Source organism: Rhodanobacter sp. FW104-R8 (genome assembly GCF_001617365.1).
Lineage (GTDB): Bacteria > Pseudomonadota > Gammaproteobacteria > Xanthomonadales > Rhodanobacteraceae > Rhodanobacter.
This window is the reverse complement of the sequence record NZ_LVJR01000017.1, coordinates 31,866-52,565: the sequence shown is the minus strand read 5'-3', so window position 1 is coordinate 52,565 and position 20,700 is coordinate 31,866. Positions and strand designations below refer to the sequence as shown.

The 20,700-nt window shown below is 65.8% G+C and carries 14 protein-coding genes; 5 read left to right on the top strand and 9 right to left on the bottom strand.

The genetic code is table 11. From position 1 onward, the window contains the following. Positions 1-79: 79 nt before the first annotated feature. From RHOFW104R8_RS04310 to RHOFW104R8_RS04285, 7 genes are all read right to left on the bottom strand, one after another. A complete protein-coding gene (locus RHOFW104R8_RS04310) occupies positions 80-1,336 on the bottom strand; it encodes a type II toxin-antitoxin system HipA family toxin (protein WP_068097596.1) in 1,257 nt (418 codons plus the stop codon). Then, the gene (locus tag RHOFW104R8_RS04305) at positions 1,333-1,650 is read right to left on the bottom strand and encodes a helix-turn-helix domain-containing protein (protein WP_068097593.1); all 318 of its coding nucleotides are present in this window, start codon (positions 1,648-1,650) and stop codon (positions 1,333-1,335) included. The genes RHOFW104R8_RS04310 and RHOFW104R8_RS04305 overlap by 4 nt, the downstream gene beginning before the upstream one ends. A gap of 212 nt (positions 1,651-1,862) precedes the next feature. Then, positions 1,863-4,034: a type I-U CRISPR-associated protein Csb2 gene (csb2, locus tag RHOFW104R8_RS04300; protein WP_068097590.1), complete on the bottom strand. Its 2,172-nt coding sequence runs from the start codon at positions 4,032-4,034 to the stop codon at positions 1,863-1,865. Further along, positions 4,034-5,179, bottom strand: coding sequence for a type I-U CRISPR-associated RAMP protein Csb1/Cas7u (gene cas7u, locus RHOFW104R8_RS04295; protein ID WP_068097588.1), 1,146 nt, complete (start codon positions 5,177-5,179; stop codon positions 4,034-4,036). The genes csb2 and cas7u overlap by 1 nt, the downstream gene beginning before the upstream one ends. Before the next feature lie 52 nt (positions 5,180-5,231). Beyond that, on the bottom strand, positions 5,232-6,107 hold the full coding sequence (gene cas8c, locus RHOFW104R8_RS16860) for a type I-U CRISPR-associated protein Cas8c (RefSeq protein WP_082823523.1): 876 nt from the start codon (positions 6,105-6,107) through the stop codon (positions 5,232-5,234). Continuing rightward, the gene (cas3u, locus tag RHOFW104R8_RS04290; protein ID WP_068097586.1) at positions 6,107-8,950 is read right to left on the bottom strand and encodes a type I-U CRISPR-associated helicase/endonuclease Cas3; all 2,844 of its coding nucleotides are present in this window, start codon (positions 8,948-8,950) and stop codon (positions 6,107-6,109) included. The genes cas8c and cas3u overlap by 1 nt, the downstream gene beginning before the upstream one ends. Positions 8,951-9,435: 485 nt before the next feature. Further along, positions 9,436-12,792 carry a DEAD/DEAH box helicase gene (locus tag RHOFW104R8_RS04285; protein ID WP_068097583.1) on the bottom strand — a complete coding sequence of 1,119 codons (3,357 nt, stop codon included), beginning with the start codon at positions 12,790-12,792 and terminating at the stop codon, positions 9,436-9,438. Between the two features lie 143 nt (positions 12,793-12,935). Between RHOFW104R8_RS04285 and RHOFW104R8_RS04280 the strand changes: the two genes are divergently transcribed. Then, the gene (locus RHOFW104R8_RS04280) at positions 12,936-15,161 is read left to right on the top strand and encodes an NADP-dependent isocitrate dehydrogenase (protein WP_068097582.1); all 2,226 of its coding nucleotides are present in this window, start codon (positions 12,936-12,938) and stop codon (positions 15,159-15,161) included. A 142-nt stretch (positions 15,162-15,303) separates the two neighbouring features. Next, a complete protein-coding gene (locus RHOFW104R8_RS04275; RefSeq protein WP_068097577.1) occupies positions 15,304-16,305 on the top strand; it encodes a TraB/GumN family protein in 1,002 nt (333 codons plus the stop codon). Positions 16,306-16,397: 92 nt separating this feature from the next. Here RHOFW104R8_RS04275 and RHOFW104R8_RS04270 read toward each other — a convergent pair whose 3' ends face one another. After that, positions 16,398-17,342: an aldo/keto reductase gene (locus tag RHOFW104R8_RS04270; RefSeq protein ID WP_068097572.1), complete on the bottom strand. Its 945-nt coding sequence runs from the start codon at positions 17,340-17,342 to the stop codon at positions 16,398-16,400. Between the two features lie 85 nt (positions 17,343-17,427). Next, the gene (locus RHOFW104R8_RS04265; protein ID WP_068097569.1) at positions 17,428-17,607 is read right to left on the bottom strand and encodes a hypothetical protein; all 180 of its coding nucleotides are present in this window, start codon (positions 17,605-17,607) and stop codon (positions 17,428-17,430) included. Between the two features lie 112 nt (positions 17,608-17,719). On the opposite strand from RHOFW104R8_RS04265, the gene RHOFW104R8_RS04260 reads away from it, so the two are divergent. From RHOFW104R8_RS04260 to RHOFW104R8_RS04250, 3 genes are all read left to right on the top strand, one after another. Further along, positions 17,720-18,637, top strand: coding sequence for a LysR substrate-binding domain-containing protein (locus RHOFW104R8_RS04260; RefSeq protein WP_068097562.1), 918 nt, complete (start codon positions 17,720-17,722; stop codon positions 18,635-18,637). Between the two features lie 85 nt (positions 18,638-18,722). Then, entirely contained in the window at positions 18,723-19,835 is a 1,113-nt protein-coding gene (locus RHOFW104R8_RS04255; protein WP_068097559.1) for an S-(hydroxymethyl)glutathione dehydrogenase/class III alcohol dehydrogenase, read from the top strand. A gap of 198 nt (positions 19,836-20,033) precedes the next feature. Then, positions 20,034-20,696, top strand: a complete 663-nt coding sequence (locus RHOFW104R8_RS04250; RefSeq protein WP_068097556.1) for an NYN domain-containing protein — start codon at positions 20,034-20,036, stop codon at positions 20,694-20,696. Positions 20,697-20,700: the final 4 nt, after the last annotated feature.

Genomic DNA, 20,700 nt, shown 5'->3' with positions numbered 1-20,700 from the left:
CCATCCCTCGCAAGTTTTTACTCTCGCCGGCATGACGCGGCAAGCGCGAAAAGGAGTGCCGTGCGTGCGAGTTGCGCCCTCAGTCGCGGGTTTCGTCGATAACCATGCCGAGTTGGCCCTGCGCCACGCGCCCCAGCTTCAATTCGTTCGCCAGTGCGCGCCAGTGGCTGACCGCGTCACGCACGCCCTGCTCGATGGCCGTGGCCTCGTGCGCGTCCAGGCGGTAGTAGTGGTGCGTGGCGTGCAGATGCCGCACCGACGGTGTGGGGTTGGCCGCGTCGATGGCCAGCGTGTGTTCGCGTTTGTCGGGGTTCGGGTTGACGTCGAACGCAGGTGCCAATTGCCAGCCGTGCGCGTTGCGCAGAAAGCCGTGGTTGCGCAGATGGTCGTCGCGGTTGCCGACCAGGATGGCGAATACGGCGCGTCGATAGAGCTGGGCCAGATCCGCGGCGATGCTGGCCGGGTCGCCGTGCAGCTGGATCGCCTGGGCCAGATCCAGGTAGCTGCCGGCGTCGCCGTCGTTGCGCATCAGCAGGGTCATCGCCGAGGCGTACAACCGGCGCGAGCCGTTCGCGCGGTCGAACCGTTGCACCGCGAAAGTGCGATGGCCGCGGCCGAAGCGCAGCAAGCGGGCCTCGGGCACCACGATGCCTGCGTCGCGCGCGAGGCGCCAGGCCAGGTATTCCCATGCACCCACGTCGCGCCGGTCGTCGTGGGCGGGAAACTTGGCCAGCCACAGCATGCTGTCTTCGGCGCTGAACGAGGCCTTCGGCCGCGCGCCGCCCAGGCTGCTGCCCGGTGCGATCAGCTGCGCCAGCCATTGCGCGTATTCGGGGCGATCCTCGGCATCGTCGCGGCTCAGCGCGCGCGCAACGGCCTCGAGTTCGCGCAGCCGCGCGGCCGGCGGCGCGCTGCGCTCGCGGTCGTCCACATAGGCGTGCGGCGGCGCGCCGTCGCGCAGGCGCAGCGCGCCCATGCGGGCGAGGTCGCCGACGCCGGTGAGAAAATCCCACTCCGACAAGCGATGCGTGCGCCGCCCCGCTTCCTGCGCCTCGATTACCTCGCGCCGCTCCATCAGCATGCGGCCCCAGCGATCTGGCGCGGTGTCGCGAAAGATGCCGAACAGCGGTCGCCCGCGCGCGGGGTAACTGCGGCCCGGCAACAAGGGCAGCTCCGGGTCGATCGCCACGCTGTGGCGTTGCGCCAGGTAATCCGCATCGTAGACGAAGCTGATCACCTCGGACGAAGCGCCACGTTCGCGCTGCAGGCTGCCGACCATCACCGGCGGCCCCAGCGTGGCGTCGTCCAGCACCACATCCAGATGCTCGCGTCTCACGACGTGCGCGACCTGCCGCGCGGTGCGCCGACCTGGTGGATGTCCTGCAGCCGTCGGCCGACCTCGTCGTCCTTCGCCAGCAGCTCGATGTCCTGATCCAGCCCCAGCACCTGCAGCGTGCGCAGCAACGTCGCCAGGCTGCTCGACGGCTCGCCCTGTTCCAGCTTGCGCAGAGTCGGCAGCGACACGTCCGCCCGCGTCGCCAACGCCGCCTGCGTCATCCGCCGCCGCAAGCGCGCCGCGCGCAAGCGCTCGCCCAGCAGGGCGAGCTGGCGGGAGGTGGCCGGGAAGATGGGTGGGGTGCGCTTTGGCATGGAAAATAAAATAGTCATTAGTCGAGTAAATGACAAGTTTATATTCTATTTTTACTATTCAGCGCGCCGGTCCGAGTAGGTCCAGTGCGTAGTGGTGGGAAGCCGAGCGCAAATGGACCTTGTGCGGGTTCGGTGAAGATCAGGCGCCAGAACCCGACAGCCGGTCGAGCTGATCGAGGCCGCACTGGTTGCGGAAACGGTAGGAGGTAATGTCACGTATGATCACGTTCCTTAACGCAGCAAGTGAATAAGCCGCCACCGAAATGCATCGTCTTGCCCAGCATCACGGGACCTGGCACGGCCACGCTGAATCTCAACAACAAATTCGCGCCTTTCTCCTCTACCGCCAGCGGCACAGGCAACTGACGGCGCTGCACTTCTCGCAACACATCGTTTTGCAGGGAATCGCGGCCATTTCGCTTGGCGTGGCGTGTGGGCGCGTAGGGTGTGGCTACTGCCCATGCTTTGGATGGGGCGAACAGCGGGTCGGTATCTGGGTTGACTTCCACCCGTTTCAGTCCGAGCTTGCCGGCACGCCCCGCGCGCAATTCACTCAAACCGGCCAGTGCACGCGCCAGCGTTTTCAGATGGTCGCATTCATCCTTGAATGGTTTCCGGTGTTCAATCACGTGCGGGGCAATCACCAGCAGGCGCTGGCGCGCCAAGTCGGGCACGAAAGCCAGATGCGCGTGCCCGCCACGCCGCGCTGTGGAGCCATCGGCTTCGTGACCGGTGAAAAAAACGGGAAGCTTTTCCCGTGCACCCATTTCGTTCTGCACTCGCGTCATCACGGCCCGGCGCAGAGCGCGAGCCAGTTGCAAAGGTTCGGCGTCGGCGGCCAGGCCATCCACGATGCTGAATGCCAGTACGCCTTCTACTTGTTGAACCGGAGCCATCAAGCCCAGACCACTGTAACGCCCGTTTCCCAGCAGCAGCGGCCCGCTGACGGCTTCGGCAAATTCGATTTCTACGTGCCAAAGCTGGTGCTTTGAAAAGCGCGTACCGGTCGCAAAGGCTTCGGCGCGTTCGCCCTTGGCATAGAAGGGTTCGCGCTGCACGCGAAGACCGGCCACCTTTTCACGCCGGCCGGCATGGTACAGCGCCTGTATGACGGCATAGCAGGCACACTGCTGTTCATCGGCACGCTCTTTGCCGCCCTTGGCTTCCTCGCGCAATTTGGCGGGATTGATACGCCGCCGCTTTGCATCCTCCGGCAAAGCCAGCGGCGTCACGCTGCGCCACAGGCGAGAAGTACGTTCTTCCGTCACGCCGTAATGCGCCAGCATGGAGTCGCCATCCGCCTTCACCAGTTCGACCGGTGAGGAGAGGATTTCGCCGGTTTCTTCGTTGAGCACGGGCGAAATGACTTCCAGGCCCGCAAAGCCCCAGGCAACATCGTCCGCGCGTATCGGGCAATCCGGCGGCACCTCCACCAGCACGCGGCGAATGTCAGGGTCGGCATGGACATGGCCGATGGACGGTAGCGGGATGATACGGATGCGCTGTGTCTTGTCGGCTTCGGTGGCGTTGCGGCCGATCAGCACCTTCTCCACCACACCGCTGCCATTGAAGTGCTTTTCAAGCCGCGCGCATGCGCCGTCACGCAACGTCCGAACCAGTGCCGCCGCGCTTTTCAACGGCCAAGGCGCAAAGGGTGCGCCGGGCGCGGTGGTGCACCGCAATTCGAACAGCAGGCGCGCTGCCGGGCTGTTGTAGGAAACGGTACGAAAACGCGGTCTGGGTGCATTCGTAAACTGGGTTTTGCTGTTGACGTGCGTGAAGCGTTGAGCGTTCGCTTTGTGCCGAATTTCGAGGCTATCGAGCGAACCGTCGTCAGGGCAATCCAACGCCAGGCCCTTGCCGCTCTCGGATGGGCGGTAGATGACGCTGGGATAGTCGCCCAGCTGCTCTTCGACCCTTGCTTCATCGACCAGTTCACCAATTGCCCAAGCCATATCCACGCCACGGCCAAGTTGATAGAGGTCGTTGGCAATGTTGCAGATGCACTTGGCCTGGCTTTCGTCGCCGTCAAAGTGCCAGATGTAGAGCAGCGGCACGGTGGCGTCAAACAGGCGCGGGCGGATATGCTTGGTCGCGCTGCGGATTTCCGCGATGCGCCGAACGTCGCCACCCTTGGCATCCAGATCGTTGTTCGGCACGAACAGATTGACGTTCTGCCCGCTGTGCGCTGCAGGCGCAGCGATAGTTGGTGCGCCAAGCTTTTCCAGCCACTTGAGCGCATTGCGCTTGTCGGTATCCAGCCCCGGTAACGTCGCTGCCGCCACCAGCGCCTGGAACAGGCGCGCCGGCGATGGCGGCCAGTCGCCCGTGCCATGGTAGCGGTTGTCGTGGAAGCGGACGGAGATGAGGAGGGCGCGGGTCATTACTCGGTGGCCTCATCGCCCGTGTTTTCTGTTGATTCAGCTTTTGCCTTCCTATCCTTTTTGCCTTTTCCACCGGCAGCCTTGTCCTTCGTCACCGCAGCATCGGCTTTCGCCAAATCCTTGTTGAACTTCACGGCCTTGTCGCCCACTCTTGACGCACCCACACTGAATGCTGCTGCCTTCGCGGTTGCGTAGCTCTTCGCTAGGTCATGGGTAAGCGTGCTGGCCTTGCTGCGTTGACCGTCACGGTTGATGACTTGCCACGATGCAATCGTGGCCGGAACCAACAAGCAGCCTTGCCGCAGAAAGCCATCCAGCGGCGCAGTGGCCGCCACCAGAGACAGGCCAAGCAGATAGCGGCGCAGCTTTGCTGTGCCCTCCAGTTTTTCCGCTTGCAATCTACGCAGCGCGATCAAGTTGATGGTGATGTCCTGTTCAATGCCATTGCGACACACGATGCCGCCTGGGGCCGCCCCGCTTGGCACATGAACGAACCCGCGCTTGGCAAGCGGGCTCTTGGGGTCGCCCTCCTGCTTGGCTTTCTCTTCATCACTGAACACGTCGAGCGCACTGTAATCAATGGGCGGGTTGTATTGCGCCGCGCGCGTCAAAACATCCACATCCCAGGCACGAATTACGGACTGCACCAGTCGCGGTAGCTTGGCTTGCGTATCGCGCGAATCCCAGACACCAAACACCAGCGAAGTCGGCGCGAGCTTGGCGATGAGCTGGGCATTGCCGGAATCGACCATTGCCTTGAACGCCGCTTGCGCTTCGCCTTTTAGGTCGGACGAACGAATCAGCGCATCGCCCAGCCGGTGGCCTACTTCGAGTATCGATACCCGTTTGTCTTGCGCGTACTCGATCTCGATTTGCGGAACCAAGGCCGCGTAGTCCGCTTGCTTGAACATCGGTTCCATGCGGTTGGCCCGTGAGCCCACGCTGTCGATGGTCGCCATCTTGGTGCCGTCAGACAGGGTGTCGATGTTGTAACCAATATCCGCATAGGTCGGCGGAAAGATCACGCCGCCTTCGCCTTCCACGGGCAGCAGCTTCTGCTTCAGGTGCAGGGCGACGGGACCGTTCGGGTCGGAGGCCCATTGATCGAGTAGTTCGGTGGTGACGGTGGTTTCAGCGGTACTCATGGACGTTCTCCTGTTAGACGAAAGATTGCGATAGCGTTGATGGCGATATGGGTCATTCTTCGGTTACGGTCGTAATGCAGCGAGCCTGATTTTCCTGGCCCGGCCAACCCAGATTCATGCGAAAGAAACGCTGTGGAAACGGCATGGCGTGCGCGCCGAGCGCAGTACGTAAGAACGGCAGGGGCAGTAGCCCAACATTTCGCGCATCACTGCCAATGACGCTATAGCGGTACAAGAGCTTGTTGCGCCTGTCCGGCCGTTGTGGGCGCGCATGATTCAAGCCTACGGCTGCAAACAACTCCACCAACGGGTAGCCGACCATCTCCATTTCCGCATGCTCATTTGGTGAAAATCCCGCATCCAGTGGGATGTAGTCCCTGCGCCAATCAAACCGGAAACTACTGCTTTGCGGCGCAGAAAGTGCAAACGGGTCTTCGTATGCTGCAGTTGCTCGATCTTTCACTAGATCCAAGGCATCACGCCACAAAGCGGCGCCCGGATACCCGCCAGCCCCGGCCCAGAACTTCACGTTATCGCGCACCGTTCCGTCGCCCCAGTGATTTACTTGAAACACTTTGCCGTCCTTGGAAAGCTCGATGGGCAAGGTGGCAGGGCTATTCGGCAAGGGGAAAGGAAATGCCTCATTACGACCAAGCTCTCGGGTATGCACATTCCACTTTTTCGTGTTCAATTCATTGAACGAGGGAGACACCGACTCCAAATCTGCCTCCGCTGCAAAGCCAATTGCAGCCTTGACCGGGTCTTCGTCTCCATTCGCCATGAGGCAAAACCTGGCCTGCTTCGGGTTGCTCCAGTTAAACCCCGCCTCGGCATCGCCCAGCAACATATCAGCCAGTTCCATGAAGCCGAGGCAGGCGAACACTTGGCCGGGGTTGAATAAATCCACGGGGATTTTCGATTCGGCCATCAGTTCTTCTCTCTCTTGTCGTTGTCACGCGAGGCCTGCGCATCGGCGGCGCGCAGCAGTGCCTCCCACCACGCCAGGCCCCACGGCCCCCAGCGCTTTTGCAGGCGGGCAAAGCGCAAGGCCACTTCGCGGGCGCGTTCTTCCAGTGCGGAGGGGGGCGCATCCTCGCAACCGGCGGTGGCGATCAAGGGCCGTGCGTAGCCGTGGTGCGCGGCGATCAGGTGCAGGGCGAGGTCCTGCAATTCGTTCGGGAGCTTCTTGAACTCGACGTCGTCCAGCGCACGCGGCAGCGAACCGAATTCATGCCGGTAGCCGCCCAGCACGGCCTGATTGATGGGGCCGCGCGTTTTTGCCAAGTCGTCAGATATGCCGCATTTCTTCTTGTCACGTTCCGCGTTGAATGCTCGTTGCCAGCGTTTGGCGCGCTTGCCTTCGTCATGCAGTCGCGCGGCGGTCACCAGCATGGCGATGTAGTCATCCGGCAAACGCAGTCGCTTGCCGATCGCTTCTGCGCACTTCGCCGCCCAACACTGGTGTTCGGCCAGCGCCTGTGGTCGCCCTTCGGCGCGGTCGTTCTCGGTGTTGGAGGCGTTGCGCCATTTCTGGATGGAGAGCCAGAGCGTGGCCTCGCCGTCGTCGTTGCGCTTCCGGTCGAAACGCAGACTTTCGCGCCAGACGTCGTCGCTGTCTTTGTCAGGTTCCGCGGCGCGTTCGATGATGCGAAAGTGGATGACGGGCGTGGCTGCGTCTGCACCCATCCAAGGCTCATCACCATCGGCAGTGGGAGGCACCTCATCTGCGCCATTACTGAGCAAGCCACCGTTGAGCCCACCGAAGCTGGCAGACATCACCAGCGTTTTGCCGGACAAGAGCGACTGGAACCTTTTCTTGTCGTAGTCCGACGCGCCCTTGGACAACGGGACATCCTTTCGCTTCAGTACCTGAACAGCCTCCCCATCTGTCCCAAGCAATATCCCGATGATGTCGTCCGGCATGTGCGTATCTGCTCGCGTCTGCAACCACCCCATGATGCGGAACGTCTCCGTCTCCAGCTTCTCGCTGGTGTGGATGGGCGCAGCCTCGAAGAAGTCCTCGATTTCCTTCTCCGCCACCTGCGGCTTTGTGCGCACAGGCAGGTATTTGCGCCAAACCACCGAGGTTTGTGGCAACTCATCCACCCAGCCACGTAGCCAAGGCACAACTTCGGGGCGCCCGGTGTGCTCGGGCAAAGAAGTCATACTCCAGGCATCCACTAGCGCGCGATTGAGCGCTGGGCGCAGCGGCATGGGGGAGCTGGCATCGGCGATGAGTTGGGCCAGTTTTTCGTCCTTGCCGGCTTGTTCGTTCAGTTGGCGCAGGGATTCGGGGCTGACGTCGAAGCTGTCGTCTAGGTGCTTCTGCAAAGCCTCTCCGAAAGGTGCTTGCAACTTCTTTTGCTCCATCTGGGCCGTCTCGACTGACTTTTGATAGTCCTCAATGGCCCTATGTTCTTTGTCGTTACGCAGCCCCTCTGGTTTATTTAGCGCATCTTGCGCCGCCTTTTTGGGTTTTGGCTCCGATTCAAGGAGCACCACGATGTCCGCCCGCCGCCCTTCGCCGCCGCGCCGATTCACGCGTCCAAAACGCTGCACCATGCGCTCCCACGCCACGAGGTCGCAGACCATGTGGTCGGCATCCAGGTCGATCCCGACTTCGCCCGCCGAGGTGGCCACCAGAAAGGCGGGCGCGGTTTGCTCGCCCATGCCCGCAAGGAAGCCTAGGTCTCTCAATCTCTGTTCTGCGTTGATACGTTCCCTCACCCGGCGCGCGCCAACGAAAAGCTCCGTCCTTCCATCAACAGGGGTTTTCTTGGCTTTATTGTTCAGTGCGGCCTCGACCTTCTCTGCCACGTCGCGAGAATTGCAATAGACGATGACGCGTACGGGCTTGAAGGTTGTCTTGGTGTTCTCGTCATCGTTCTGCCCATGAGTCTCTCGCGCCAGGGCCCAGGCTTGCCAGGCCAAGGCGTCTTCAAGGTTTCTGCCACCCCGCTCGAGCAGGGTCAGGCGCTTTTTCGCGAATAGACGTTCCAGCACGGTGGCATCGTCGGGATCGTGGAAATCCTTTTCTTCCAGCGTAAATGGCTGCAGCGTCTGTCTGCGCCCGGTGGCCGACAACGGCAATAGTTGAAATTTCGGAATCAGTCGGCCGAGCCCTTCATCCCTCGGACCATATCGCTTGGTGTTCTCGGTTATCTCGGCCAGCAGCGCCTCGAAGGGCGGCACCAGGTGCGCTTCGTCCAGCAGCACCAGCGTGTCCGCACCCAGCAGTCCGGCGTGGTATGGCCGCATCTTGCGGCTAACGCCGTAGCCCTCGAACAACTGGCGCGAACCGATCATGTCCACCGTGCCGACGACGATGGCCAGGCGCGAGGGGTCTTCCAACCAGTCGCGGTTGTCCACGAACTGACCGCGCAGGGTGGAGATGGGCAAGAGTTCGCCTTCGCCCAGGCCTAAGGCAGCAGCAAGCTCGCTGGCTTCAGGTTTGCCCAGATTCGCTCGCAAGTCTTCGGCGAACTTCGTCGCCTGATCAACCACGGTGCGCCGGTCCACAACATAGACCAGGCGGCGGGGCAAGCTGACTCGACCTGACTTCATCTGCTGCGCCAGCGCAATCATCCAGATCGCCATGACCGCCGTCTTGCCTAGGCCGGTGGGCAAGCTGACCGCCGAAGGCAATGAACCCTTGACGAAGTGTTCGTCATACAGGCGCTGTTGCCACCGCATTGGCTTGAATCCTGTCAGCGTTTCGAATTGCTGGGCGAACACCGTCGCATCCCTCTTGGTTGCAGGCATGTCGTTCATGGGTATCGAATCTTTCCTTCTTGTCAGAAGCTTGGCGTATCCCCAGATTGGCCGGACGCCCGGCAAAAGAAAGCATCAAATTCCATATCGATTTCCCGAGGCATGACGGCGGTCGCCACGGGCGGGGTGCGCGTGGCGGCTGATGGTGGAGCGAGATAAACGGGAGCAGGAGAGTGCTCCCGACACTTGCCGGGTGGATTGAGCGGTGTATCGCCGTAGTGCAGCGACCGTTTCGCACCTGTCGGTGCGAAATGGTGACCGGATATGCGTATCCATGCATGTCCCCCTGGTGTCGGAGCCTACGCCCGCGTTTGCGGACATGGCAAATGCTTGTCGCATGCGGCAGTCGCATATCCTGCGACGCAGCCGGCATCACTACACGCATCCTCCGGTCTGGAGACTTCGTTTTCAGCGCGTCTTGGTCAACACACAGGTGGGAGCGCGCTGTCCCTGGTGTTGTGCGATGTGGGGCGCAGGTGTGGCAGCTAAAGCGGTGCGAACAGCTCGCGCAGGTCATCCTCGTCAAAGCGCAACTTGGTGCTGGCGCCGCCGCCTTCGAGCACGGCGTGCGCCAGCTCGGCCTTGCGGCCCTGCATAGCCTGGATCTTTTCTTCCACTGTGCCGCTGGCGATCAGCTTGTAGACGAACACCGGCTTGTCCTGGCCGATGCGGTGAGCGCGGTCGGTGGCCTGGGCTTCCACCGCGGGGTTCCACCACGGGTCGTAGTGGATCACGGTGTCGGCGGCGGTGAGGTTCAGGCCGACGCCGCCGGCTTTCAGGCTGATCAGGAACAGCGGCACGTTGCCTTGCTGGAAGCGCTTGACCAGGGCGGTGCGTTCGCGCGCCGGGGTCTGCCCGGTGAGGGTCTGGTGGGCGATGCCGCGTTTGGCGAGTGCTGCTTCGATCAGCGCGAGCATCTCGGTGAACTGCGAGAACAGCAGCACGCGGCGGCCGTCGTCGAGCAGGCCGTCGAGCAGTTCGAGCAGGGCGTCGAGCTTGGCGCTGGCCCCGACCTTCTTCGCGCTGGGCAGCTTGACCAGGCGCGGGTCGCAGCAGGCCTGGCGCAGTTTCAGCAGCGCGTCGAGCACGATGATGCCGGCCTGCGCCAGGCCGCGTTCCTTCACCACCTGCTGCACGCGCTGGTGCTGGGCCAGGCGCAGGGTTTCGTACAGCGCGCGCTGGTCACCTTCGAGTTCCAGCGTGCGCACGATCTCGCTCTTGGGTGGCAGCTCGGTGAGCACGTCGTCCTTGCGCCGGCGCAGCAGCAGCGGGCCGATGCGGCGGTTAAGACGTTGCTGGCGTTCGTTGTCGCGACGCTTCTCGATCGGCGTGCGGTACAGCCGGGCGAACTGGCGCTGACTGCCGAGCAGGCCCGGTTCCACCGCGTCGAACTGCGCCCACAGTTCGCCGAGGTGGTTTTCCAGCGGGGTGCCGGTCATCGCCAGCCGCCGCGTGGCAGGGATCTCGCGTACCACCTGGGCGGCCTGGCTGGCGGCGTTCTTGATCGCCTGTGCCTCGTCCAGCACCAGCAGGGCGAAACGTGTTTCCACCAGTTTGTCGCGGTCGCGCGGCAGCAGCGGATAGGTGGTGATGACCAGGTCGTGCGCGGCGATGTCGTCGTAGCGATCGGCGCGGTCGGCGCCGTGGATCACCAGTACGTTCAGCGCAGGCGCGAAGCGCGCGGACTCGGCCTGCCAGTTGCCGACCAGCGAGGTGGGGCAGATCACCAGCGCCGGCTCGGCCAGTCGGCCGCGCTGCTTTTCGCCGAGGATGTGCGCCAGCACTTGCACGGTCTTGCCCAGCCCCATGTCGTCGGCGAGGATGCCGCCCAGGCCCGCTGCGCCGAGGAAATCCAGCCAGGCCAGGCCGTCGCGCTGGTAGGGGCGCAGGGTGGCCTTGAAGCCTTTCGGTGCCTTCGCGCTGCGCGTGGCGCCATCGAGCAGATCCAATTGCACGCGCAGCGCCTCGCCGCCGCGCCAGCTGAGTTGAGCATCGTCGGCCAGCGCCTGCAGGCGGTGCGCCTGGCTGCGGTGCAGGCGCAGCGCCTCGCCCCCTTCGAGCCATTCCAGCAGCGGCTCGATCAGCGCGCGCAGGCGCGCCAGCGGCATCTCGACGCTGCGTTTCTCGTCCACCATCACGCGCCAGACGGCGCCCTTGCTTTCGCGTGCGGGGGCGACGCGGGGAAAGGCCGGGTCGGCCAGCACGCGGCGCAATATCGGCAGCAGGTCGACGCGCTGGCCGCCGATGTCGATGCCGAGCGAGACGTCGAACCAGGCGTTGCTGCTGGTCTGGATGTCGGCGTGCCAGGCGTCGATGTCGACCAGTTCGTCGTGCGGGAAGCCGGGCTCGTACTCGATGCGAAAACCGGCGGCGGCGAGCTGGTCGATGGTGTCGCGCCAGTCGTGCGGCGCCAACGGGGGCTTGCGCGGATGGGGACGCAGCGCGCGGTCGTTGGCGGCGACATCGTGGCCGTGCAGGTGGTACTCGTACAGCGCCTGGCCGGGGCGCAACGCGCCAAACTTTTCCAGTTGCCCGGCCGCCTGTTGCTCGGCGGCCAGGTCGCGATGGATCTCCTGCAGGTGGCCGTCGTGCAGCCGCCGTTCGACCGCACGCCTGCCGTCGGTCGGCGGCAGGCGGAGGCCCGCATAGTCGAAGTCCAGGCGCGCGAAGCCGATGTCGTGTGATTTTCCGGACCAGGTTTTCAGCGTGACGGCGCGCAGGTTCAGCACTGGCTGCGGAGGCACGCGCACGACCTGGGCCGGACCGCGGTCGATCGGGCTGGGCAGCGTCCGGGGCAGGTCGCCGCGCTGCAGCCGCTGGCGCAGTGCGGCGACCTGCGCAGGCTGCAGCACGGGCGCGTGTGACAGGCAGTCCAGCAGATGCGGGTCGCCATCCACGCGGCTGTAGCGACCCTGCGCGGGTTGCACGTGCCACAGGCCGGCACCGCGCAGCAGCACGCCGTCGCTGGCCGCCACGCACGCGCGCAGTTGCTGGCTGCCGTCGGTGGATTCCTGCCAGTACAGCTGCAGCGGTTGCGGTTCGGCGCGCTGCAGCGGTGTGGATCCGCGTTCAAACCAGACCGGGAAGTGCGCCAGCAGATATTCCAGCGCCTGCTCCTCGTGGGCGGCGCGGATCGGCGCCCAGCGCTGGTTGCCGACGGGCACGTACTGGCGCTGTACCAGGGTGACCAGGGCGGCTGCCGCCGCGGCCGGCCAGCCGCCGGCCGGCGTGGGAACGGCGCCGTGGCGGCTATCCAGCTGCAGCGGTTGCGGGTCGACCAGTCCGCTGCGGGTCGGCTGCTTCGACGGGCGCAGCCAGGCGGGGTAGGCCAGCAGGCCCGCGATCGGCGACATGCCGTCTCCGCGCAAGATCACGCCGAAGCGGCGTTCCGGTTCGGCTTCGTGGTTGCCGGCAGGTGGCCGCAGCGTCTGCAACCAGTGCTCCCACGACGTCAAACCCTCGTTGGCGCCCGCCGTTTCCGTGCCGGCGCGCGGTGTGCTCAACCAGGCCGGTTCGGTGGGCTTCGCCGTCCCTGTGCCCTCGCCGGCCGCCACCATCAGCATGGCGGCGGCATGTTTGCAGTCGACGCCCACCGGGCAGCTGCAGTCGGTGTCCACGGTGAGCCATTTGCCGTGATCGTTCACGTCCACCCGGCAGTCGTACCGCTCGCCGCGGCTGCCGTCGATCTGCGCAGTGAGCACATGGGCGTCGCCCTCGATGCGACTGTGCAGATTCGACACGCTGCCGTCACGGGCATAGGCGCGGGCGCGTTCCAGCGTGCGTTCGTCGAAGCTGGAGCGCCACTCGGCGCGTTGCAGCAGGTGGGCGAATTCGTCGTGCATGTGCCGATGATCCGGGTGCGTCCGGCAAACACCGATTCTGGCATGCGGACCGCTTGGTCGGTGGCCCCATGTCGGTATTCGCGCGACAATGAGGAATTGCCATCCGCGGTTCTGCCGCCCTTGCCAGGGAATCCCCGCACGCCATGTCCCAGACCCCCAAGATCATCTACACGCTGACCGACGAAGCCCCGTTCCTCGCCACCGCCTCGCTGCTGCCGATCGTCGCCGCATTCGTCGGCACGGCGGGCGTCAAGGTGGAGACGCGCGACATCTCGCTGGCCGGGCGCATCATCGCGCTGTTCCCCGAGGCGCTGAAGGCAGAGCAGCGCATCGCCGACGATCTCGCCGAACTCGGTCAGCTCGCCACCACGCCGGAGGCGAACATCATCAAGTTGCCGAACATCAGCGCCTCGATGCCGCAGCTGAAGGCGGCGATCAAGGAGCTGCAAGGCCAGGGCTACGCGCTGCCGGATTACCCGGACGAGCCGAAGGACGCGCACGAGAAGGACGTCAAGGCGCGCTACGACAAGGTCAAGGGCAGCGCGGTGAACCCGGTGCTGCGCGAGGGCAATTCCGACCGCCGCGCGCCGGCCTCGGTGAAGAACTACGCGCGCAAGCACCCGCACAAGATGGGTGCGTGGAGCAGGGATTCGCAGACCCACGTGGCGCACATGGACGGCGGCGACTTCTACGGCAGCGAGCAGTCCGCGCTGGTCGAGCAGGCCGGCAACGTCAGCATCGAGTGGTTCGGCAAGGACGGCAGCCACAGCGTACTGAAGGCGAAAACCGCACTGCTCGCCGGCGAGATCATCGACGCCGCGGTGATGAGCCGGCGCGCGCTGGCCGGCTTCATCGACGCGCAGATCGCGGACGCGAAGCGGCAGGGCGTGCTGTTCTCGCTGCACCTGAAGGCCACCATGATGAAGGTGTCCGACCCGATCATGTTCGGCGTGGCGGTGGGCGAGTTCTACAAGGACGTGCTGGCGAAGCACGCCGCGGCGCTGAAGCAGGTCGGCTTCAATCCGAACAACGGCATCGGCGACCTGTACGCGCGCCTCGGTTTGCTGCCGGAAGCACAGCAGGCGGCGATCAAGGCCGACATGGACGCCGAGTACGCGCAGCGCCCGGGCGTGGCGATGGTCAACTCGGACAAGGGCATCACCAACCTGCACGTGCCCAGCGACGTGATCGTCGATGCGTCGATGCCGGCGATGATCCGCGACTCCGGCAAGATGTGGAACGCGCAAGGCCAGCTGCAGGACGTCAAGGCGGTGATCCCCGACCGCTGCTACGCCGACGTCTACCAGGCGGTGATCGAGGACTGCAAGGCGCACGGTGCGTTCGACCCGGCCACCATGGGCAGCGTGCCGAACGTGGGCTTGATGGCGCAGGCGGCCGAGGAATACGGCTCGCACGACAAGACCTTCCAGGTCGCCGGCGACGGCGTGGTCAAGGTGCTCGACGAGGCCGGCAAGGTGCTGCTGCAGCACGACGTGGAAGCTGGCGACATCTGGCGCATGTGCCAGACCAAGGACGCGCCGGTGCAGGACTGGGTGAAGCTGGCGGTGGGCCGCGCGCGGCACACGCCGGCGGTGTTCTGGCTGGACCCGCAGCGCGCGCACGACCGCCAGGTGATCGCCAAGGTCGAGCGCTGCCTGAAGGACTACGACACCAGCGGCCTCGACATCCGCATCATGGATCCGGTGGCGGCGACGAAATTCTCACTGGAGCGCATCCGCCAGGGCCTGGATACCATCTCGGTCACCGGCAACGTGCTGCGCGACTACCTCACCGACCTGTTCCCGATCATGGAGCTGGGCACCAGCGCGAAGATGCTGTCGATCGTGCCGCTGATGGCCGGCGGCGGCCTGTTCGAGACCGGCGCCGGCGGCTCCGCGCCGAAGCACGTGCAGCAGTTCCTGGAAGAGAACTACCTGCGCTGGGATTCGCTGGGCGAGTTCCTCGCGCTGGCCGCCTCGCTGGAGTTCATGGGCAGCCGCCACGGCAACGCCGAGGTGGACGTGCTGGCGAAGACGCTGGACCAGGCCAACGGCAAGTTCCTCGACACCGACAAGTCGCCCTCGCGCAAGGTCGGCGGCATCGACAACCGCGGCAGCCATTTCTACCTGGCGCTGTACTGGGCGCAGGCGCTGGCCTCGCAGGACGTGAACGCCGCGCTGAAGGCGAAGTTCGCTCCGCTGGCGAAGGCGCTGACCGGGAGCGAGGCGGCCATCGTCGACGAACTGGTGCGCGTGCAGGGCAAGCCGGTCGACATCGGCGGCTACTACCACCCGGACATGGCACGGGTGAGCGCAGCGATGCGTCCCAGCGCGACGTTCAACGCCGCGCTGGCCCTGCTGGGGGCATGACGCGCTGAGGCAATGGCCGCACACGAGACGGGGCGTCGCAAGGCGCCCCGTCTCGTGTGCGATGCCGATGTGCATGTCGCCGGCCATCTGCGGCTCAGGATCGGCCTGCCACAATGCCCGGCGTTTGGCATGGAGCGATCCGATGCGTCTGTTGCACGTGGCTTTCCTGTTCGCGCTGGGCGGCATGCCGCCGGCGTTTGCGCAATCGGCCGCCGCGCCGCCTCCCGAGGTGGCCAACCTGCCCGTGGTGGTGGTGAGCGGCGTGCAGCCCGGGCCCGGCCTGTGGAAGGTATCGAAGGACGGGCACGTGATGTGGGTGCTCGGCACGCTGTCGCCGCTGCCGCGCGCCATGCAGTGGCAATCGCGCGAGGTGGAGCAGGTGCTCGGCGCCTCGCAGCAGGTGCTGCGGGAGCCCTCGGTGCAGCTGAAGGCCGACGTCGGCTTCCTCGGCAAGCTGTTCCTGCTGCCTTCGGCCTACAGTGCGCGCAAGAACGATGACGGCGCGACCCTGCAGCAGGTGCTGCCGCCGCCGGTGTATGCACGCTGGCAGGTGCTGAAGCTGAAGTACCTGGGCGACGACCGCGGCGTCGAGCGCTGGCGGCCACTGTTCGCCGCGCAGGAGCTGTACAAGAAGGCGCTGAAGGCGAACGGGCTGAGCCGCTCCGGCGGGGTCGAGGCGAGCGTGGACGAGCTGGCCAAACGCAGCGGCGTGCCGGAACTGCCGACCGACTACCACGTGCTGATCGAGCACCCGCGCGCGGCGATCAAGGCGTTCAAGCAGGCCGCGCCGCGCGACACCACCTGCTTCATCCGCACCCTGGACAGCGTCGAGCACGACATGCCGGCGATGACCGCGCGCGCCAACGCCTGGGCCACCGGCGACCTGCAGGCGCTGCGCGAGTTGCCCGACAGCGATCGCCACGATGCCTGCGTGGCGGCGGTCGCCGGCGCCGGCTTCGCGCAGACGCTCGGCCTCGACGACGTGCCGGCGAAGCAGCGCGCGACATGGCTGGCCGCCGCGCGCAAGGCGCTGGCCGGCAACGCGCAGACCTTCGCCTTGTTGCCGATGGACGAGCTGCTGAAGCCGGATGGCTACCTGGCCGCGCTGCAGGCCGAGGGCTACCAGGTCGACGCGCCGGAGTGAGCCACTTTTCGTAGGGCGGGCACGGCCCGCCGGCTCTTGCTTCGCATGGTGCGGTAATGAGGAGCGGCGGGCGGTGCCCGCCCTACGAATGGTCAGGCGCTGGCCAGGTCCAGTTGCGCGATCTCGTTGTCGCTCAGCTGCAATGAAGTGGCGCCGAGCAGTTCGCGCAGCTGCTCCACGCTGGTGGCGCTGACGATCGGCGCGGTGAGGCCGGGCCGGGCGATCAGCCAGGCCAGCGCGACCTGCGCCGGGGTGGCGCGATGCGCGGCGGCCACCGCGTCGAGTACGTCGAGCACCTGCAGGCCGTGCGGGTTGAGGTACTTCTTCACTGCGCCGCCGCGCGCGCGGCTCTTGGCCAGGTCGGCCGCGCTGCGGTACTTGCCGCTGAGGAAGCCGCTGGCCAGCGCGTAGTAGCTGATCACGCCGACGTGCTCGCGGCGGATCAGCGGCTCCAGCTCCTGCTCGTAGCCGGCGCGGCTGACCAGGTTGTATTCCGGCTGCAGGCTCTCGTAGCGCGGCAGGCCGTGCCGCTTCGATACGGCGAGCGCGTCGGCGAAGCGTGCGGCGCTGAAGTTGGAGGCGCCGATCGCGCGCACCTTGCCGGCCTCGATCAACCGGGCGAACTCGCCCAGGGTGTCCTCCATCGACACGCTGGCGTCGTCGTCGTGTGCCTGGTACAGGTCGATGCAGTCGACCTGCAGACGCTTCAGCGAGCCGTCCACCGCCTGGCGGATGTTCACCGGCGACAGGCCGGGGTGTTCGGCCCACTTGGACACCTTGGTGGCGAGCACCACCTGCTCGCGCTTGCCGCTCTTCTTCAGCCACTTGCCGATGATGGTTTCCGACTCGCCGCCGCGGTTGCCGGGCACCCACGCCGAATAGACGTCCGCGGTGTCGATGAGGTTGCCGCCGGCGTCGACGAAGGCGTCGAGCAGCTCGAACGAGCGCTTCTCGTCGGCGCTCCAGCCGAACACGTTGCCGCCGAAGGCAAGCGGGGCGATGGAAAGCGGCGAGTGGCCGAGCGGGCGCTGCTGCATGGAAAACCTCGAACGGGGTTGGGGATACCCCGTCCGAGGTGGTTGCGGCCGGCGCCGGAATCAAGCGCCGGCGGTCGCCCCAGGGTCAGCGTGGCTGGACCAGCCGCGGCCAGGTTGCCGCGCAGCACGTCGCCACGATCGCCTTGACCTTTTTGGCGGGAGGCTCGGGTCGATCCTTGTTGCTGCTCGCATCGGGCAGCCAGTCCGGGTCGACATGGGTGATGTGGCCGTGCAGGAACAGCAGGTCTTTCCAGAGCGAGTTCATGGGGGGAAGCCTCCTGAAGTGGAGCCTTGGACTTGGGGAGTGCTCAAGGTACACACGCGGAAGGCCGCCAAAAAGCGATATATTCGCAAGCCAGACTTGAGGGATATTCAAGATGGGAAAGTTGCCGCTGGGCCTGTTGCAGCAGTTCGTGCTGGTCGCCCGGCAAGGCAACCTGTCGCACGCCGCGGCGCAGGCCAACCTCACCGTCAGCGCCTTGAGCCACCAGATGCGCCAGCTGGAGGAGCGCCTGGAGCGGCGCCTGTTCGAGCGCGGTCCGCGCGGCGTGAAGCTGACCGTCGACGGCCGCCACCTGCTCGAGGCGGTGGGCGAGCATTTCGACGGTATCGAGCACGCGCTGGCGCGCTATCACACCCGCCACCACGATGGGCTGACGCTCAGCGCCAGCCCCGGCATCATGTCGAGCTGGCTGGTGCCGCGGCTGCCGCGGCTGGTCGCGGCCCATCCGGACCTGGAGCTCAGCCTGCAGTCCAGTTCGACCCTGGTGGATTTCGCGCTCGAACCGGTGGACGTGGGCCTGCGTTACGGCCGCGGCGAATGGGCGGGCCTGCACAGCGAGCGGCTGTTTGGCGAGTGGATCGCGCCGGTCGCCGCGCCCGCGCTGGTGGCGCGGATGGGCGATGCCGACCCGCGCGATTTGTCGCGCTGGCCGCTGCTCGGCGAGCCGACCCCCTCCACGCGCTGGCACGACTGGTTCACCCGCTATGGCGGCACCCGGCCGACGCGCTACGTGGCGCAGTTCGACAGCCTCGATGCGCTGCGCCACGCCGCGCTGGAGGGCCTCGGCGTGGCGCTGGGGCGCATGGTGACCTCGAAATCGCTGATCGATGCCGGCCGGCTGCAGGTGCTGGGCGACGAGTACATGCCGGTAGCGGAGGCGTACTGGCTGGTGTATCCGCCGCGCTCGCTGGAGCACCGCGGCATGCAGGCGTTCCGCGAGTGGCTGCTGGCCGAGGCGGACGATTACTGCCGGCAGATGCCGGCGCTGGGCTCGGGCATGACGATCGACTGATCCGGCCGCGCCGGCTGGCGCCTGGCGAGGGGGCAGTTACCATAGGCGGTTACATGCCGCCGCATCACCCCGAGGAGTCCGCATCATGAAATCACGCGCCGCCGTCGCCTGGGCCGCAGGCCAGCCGCTCAGCATCGAACAGGTCGACGTGGCCGGGCCGAAGGCCGGCGAAGTGCTGGTGCGCATCGTCGCCACCGGCGTGTGCCACACCGACGCGTTCACCCTGTCCGGCGCCGACCCGGAAGGACAGTTCCCGGTGATCCTCGGCCACGAGGGCGGCGGCATCGTGGAGGAAGTGGGCGAAGGCGTCACCTCGATGAAGGTGGGCGACCACGTGATCCCGCTGTACACGCCCGAGTGCGGCGAGTGCAAGTTCTGCCGCTCCGGCAAGACCAACCTGTGCCAGAAGATCCGCGCCACCCAGGGCCAGGGCCTGATGCCGGACGGCACCTCGCGCTTCTCGCTCAACGGCAAGCCGCTGCTGCACTACATGGGTACCAGCACGTTCAGCGAATACACCGTGCTGCCGGAGATCTCGCTGGCGAAGATCAACCCCGCCGCGCCGCTGGACAAGGTGTGCCTGCTCGGCTGCGGCATCACCACCGGCATCGGCGCGGTGCTGAACACGGCCAAGGTCGAGCCGGGCGCATCGGTGGCGGTATTCGGCATGGGCGGCATCGGCTTGTCGGTGGTGCAGGGCGCGGTGATGGCGAAGGCCGGGCGCATCGTGGTGGTCGACAGCAACCCGGCGAAGTTCGAGATGGCGAAGCTGCTCGGCGCGACGGACTTCATCAACCCGAAGGACTATCCGGACACGCCGATCCAGCAGGTCATCGTCGAACTCACCGACGGCGGCGTGGACTATTCGTTCGAGTGCATCGGCAACGTGCAGGTGATGCGCTCGGCGCTGGAGTGCTGCCATAAGGGCTGGGGCGAGTCGATCATCATCGGCGTGGCCGGCGCGGGGCAGGAGATCAGCACGCGGCCGTTCCAGCTGGTCACCGGCCGGGTTTGGCGCGGCTCGGCGTTCGGCGGGGTGAAGGGTCGCTCGCAGCTGCCCGGCTACGTCGAGCGCTACCTGGCCGGCGAGATCAGGATCGACGAGATGATCACCGAGGTGCTGCCGCTGGAGCGCATCAACGAGGCGTTCGAGCTGATGCACCAGGGCAAGGTGATCCGCTCGGTGATCCGCTACTGAAGACGCGATGCCGAAACGGCTGGCGCAGGGCGGGCACGGCCCGCCGCTCCTGCCGGGAATCGGCGGGCGGTGCCCGCCCTGCAAGAGCGGTGTCCCGCGGTGCGGATGAGGCTCTAGAATAGGCACGCGCCGCCGGCCCCATTCTGCTGGCGGCGTTCATTCCTTCTTTCCATGCCAGCACATCCATAAGGTTGTCCGATGAACCGCACCGCCATCCTCGTCGACGGCGCCTTCTTCCTTGCCCGCTACCGCAAGGTGTACGGGGAGCGCGATGCCGGCGATGCGCGCGCGGTGGCGAAGACCCTGTTCGGCATGGCGCTGGAACACCTGAAGGCGGTGGACCGCCCGCGCGACCAGCTCTACCGCATCTACTTCTACGATTGCCCGCCGCTGGAAAAGAGCTTCGTCAAGCCGATCAGCGGCGACAGCATCGACTTCGGCCGCACTGGCGCCGCCGCGTTCCGCCGCGAGCTGCACGACCAGCTGCGCCGGCAGCGCAAGATGGCGCTGCGGCTGGGCCGGCTGGCCGAGCGCGGCGAGTGGCAGCTGAAGCGCGGCACCTACCAGCAGCTGCGCGAGGGCAGCCTGCACTGGGACGCGCTGGGCGACGAGCACTTCGAGCCGGACATGCGGCAGACCCAGGTCGACATGAAGATCGGCATCGACATCGCCGCGCTGACCTACAAGAAGCTGGTCGACCAGATCATCCTGGTCGCCGGCGATGCGGATTTCATCCCGGCCGCGAAGCTGGCCCGCTACGAGGGCATCGACTTCATCCTCGACCCGATGTGGCAGGGCATCGCGCCGGACCTGCACGAACACATCGACGGCCTGCAGTCGGTCTGCCCGCGGCCGTTCTGAATCG

Coding starts and splice junctions, on each gene's coding strand:
- RHOFW104R8_RS04305 (WP_068097593.1), bottom strand. CDS start 1,650: ATGCCAAAGCGCACCCCACCCATCTTCCCGGCCACCTCCCGCCAGCTC.
- csb2 (WP_068097590.1), bottom strand. CDS start 4,034: ATGACCCGCGCCCTCCTCATCTCCGTCCGCTTCCACGACAACCGCTAC.
- cas7u (WP_068097588.1), bottom strand. CDS start 5,179: ATGAGTACCGCTGAAACCACCGTCACCACCGAACTACTCGATCAATGG.
- cas8c (WP_082823523.1), bottom strand. CDS start 6,107: ATGGCCGAATCGAAAATCCCCGTGGATTTATTCAACCCCGGCCAAGTG.
- cas3u (WP_068097586.1), bottom strand. CDS start 8,950: ATGAACGACATGCCTGCAACCAAGAGGGATGCGACGGTGTTCGCCCAG.
- RHOFW104R8_RS04285 (WP_068097583.1), bottom strand. CDS start 12,792: ATGCACGACGAATTCGCCCACCTGCTGCAACGCGCCGAGTGGCGCTCC.
- RHOFW104R8_RS04280 (WP_068097582.1), top strand. CDS start 12,936: ATGTCCCAGACCCCCAAGATCATCTACACGCTGACCGACGAAGCCCCG.
- RHOFW104R8_RS04275 (WP_068097577.1), top strand. CDS start 15,304: ATGCGTCTGTTGCACGTGGCTTTCCTGTTCGCGCTGGGCGGCATGCCG.
- RHOFW104R8_RS04270 (WP_068097572.1), bottom strand. CDS start 17,342: ATGCAGCAGCGCCCGCTCGGCCACTCGCCGCTTTCCATCGCCCCGCTT.
- RHOFW104R8_RS04265 (WP_068097569.1), bottom strand. CDS start 17,607: ATGAACTCGCTCTGGAAAGACCTGCTGTTCCTGCACGGCCACATCACC.
- RHOFW104R8_RS04260 (WP_068097562.1), top strand. CDS start 17,720: ATGGGAAAGTTGCCGCTGGGCCTGTTGCAGCAGTTCGTGCTGGTCGCC.
- RHOFW104R8_RS04255 (WP_068097559.1), top strand. CDS start 18,723: ATGAAATCACGCGCCGCCGTCGCCTGGGCCGCAGGCCAGCCGCTCAGC.
- RHOFW104R8_RS04250 (WP_068097556.1), top strand. CDS start 20,034: ATGAACCGCACCGCCATCCTCGTCGACGGCGCCTTCTTCCTTGCCCGC.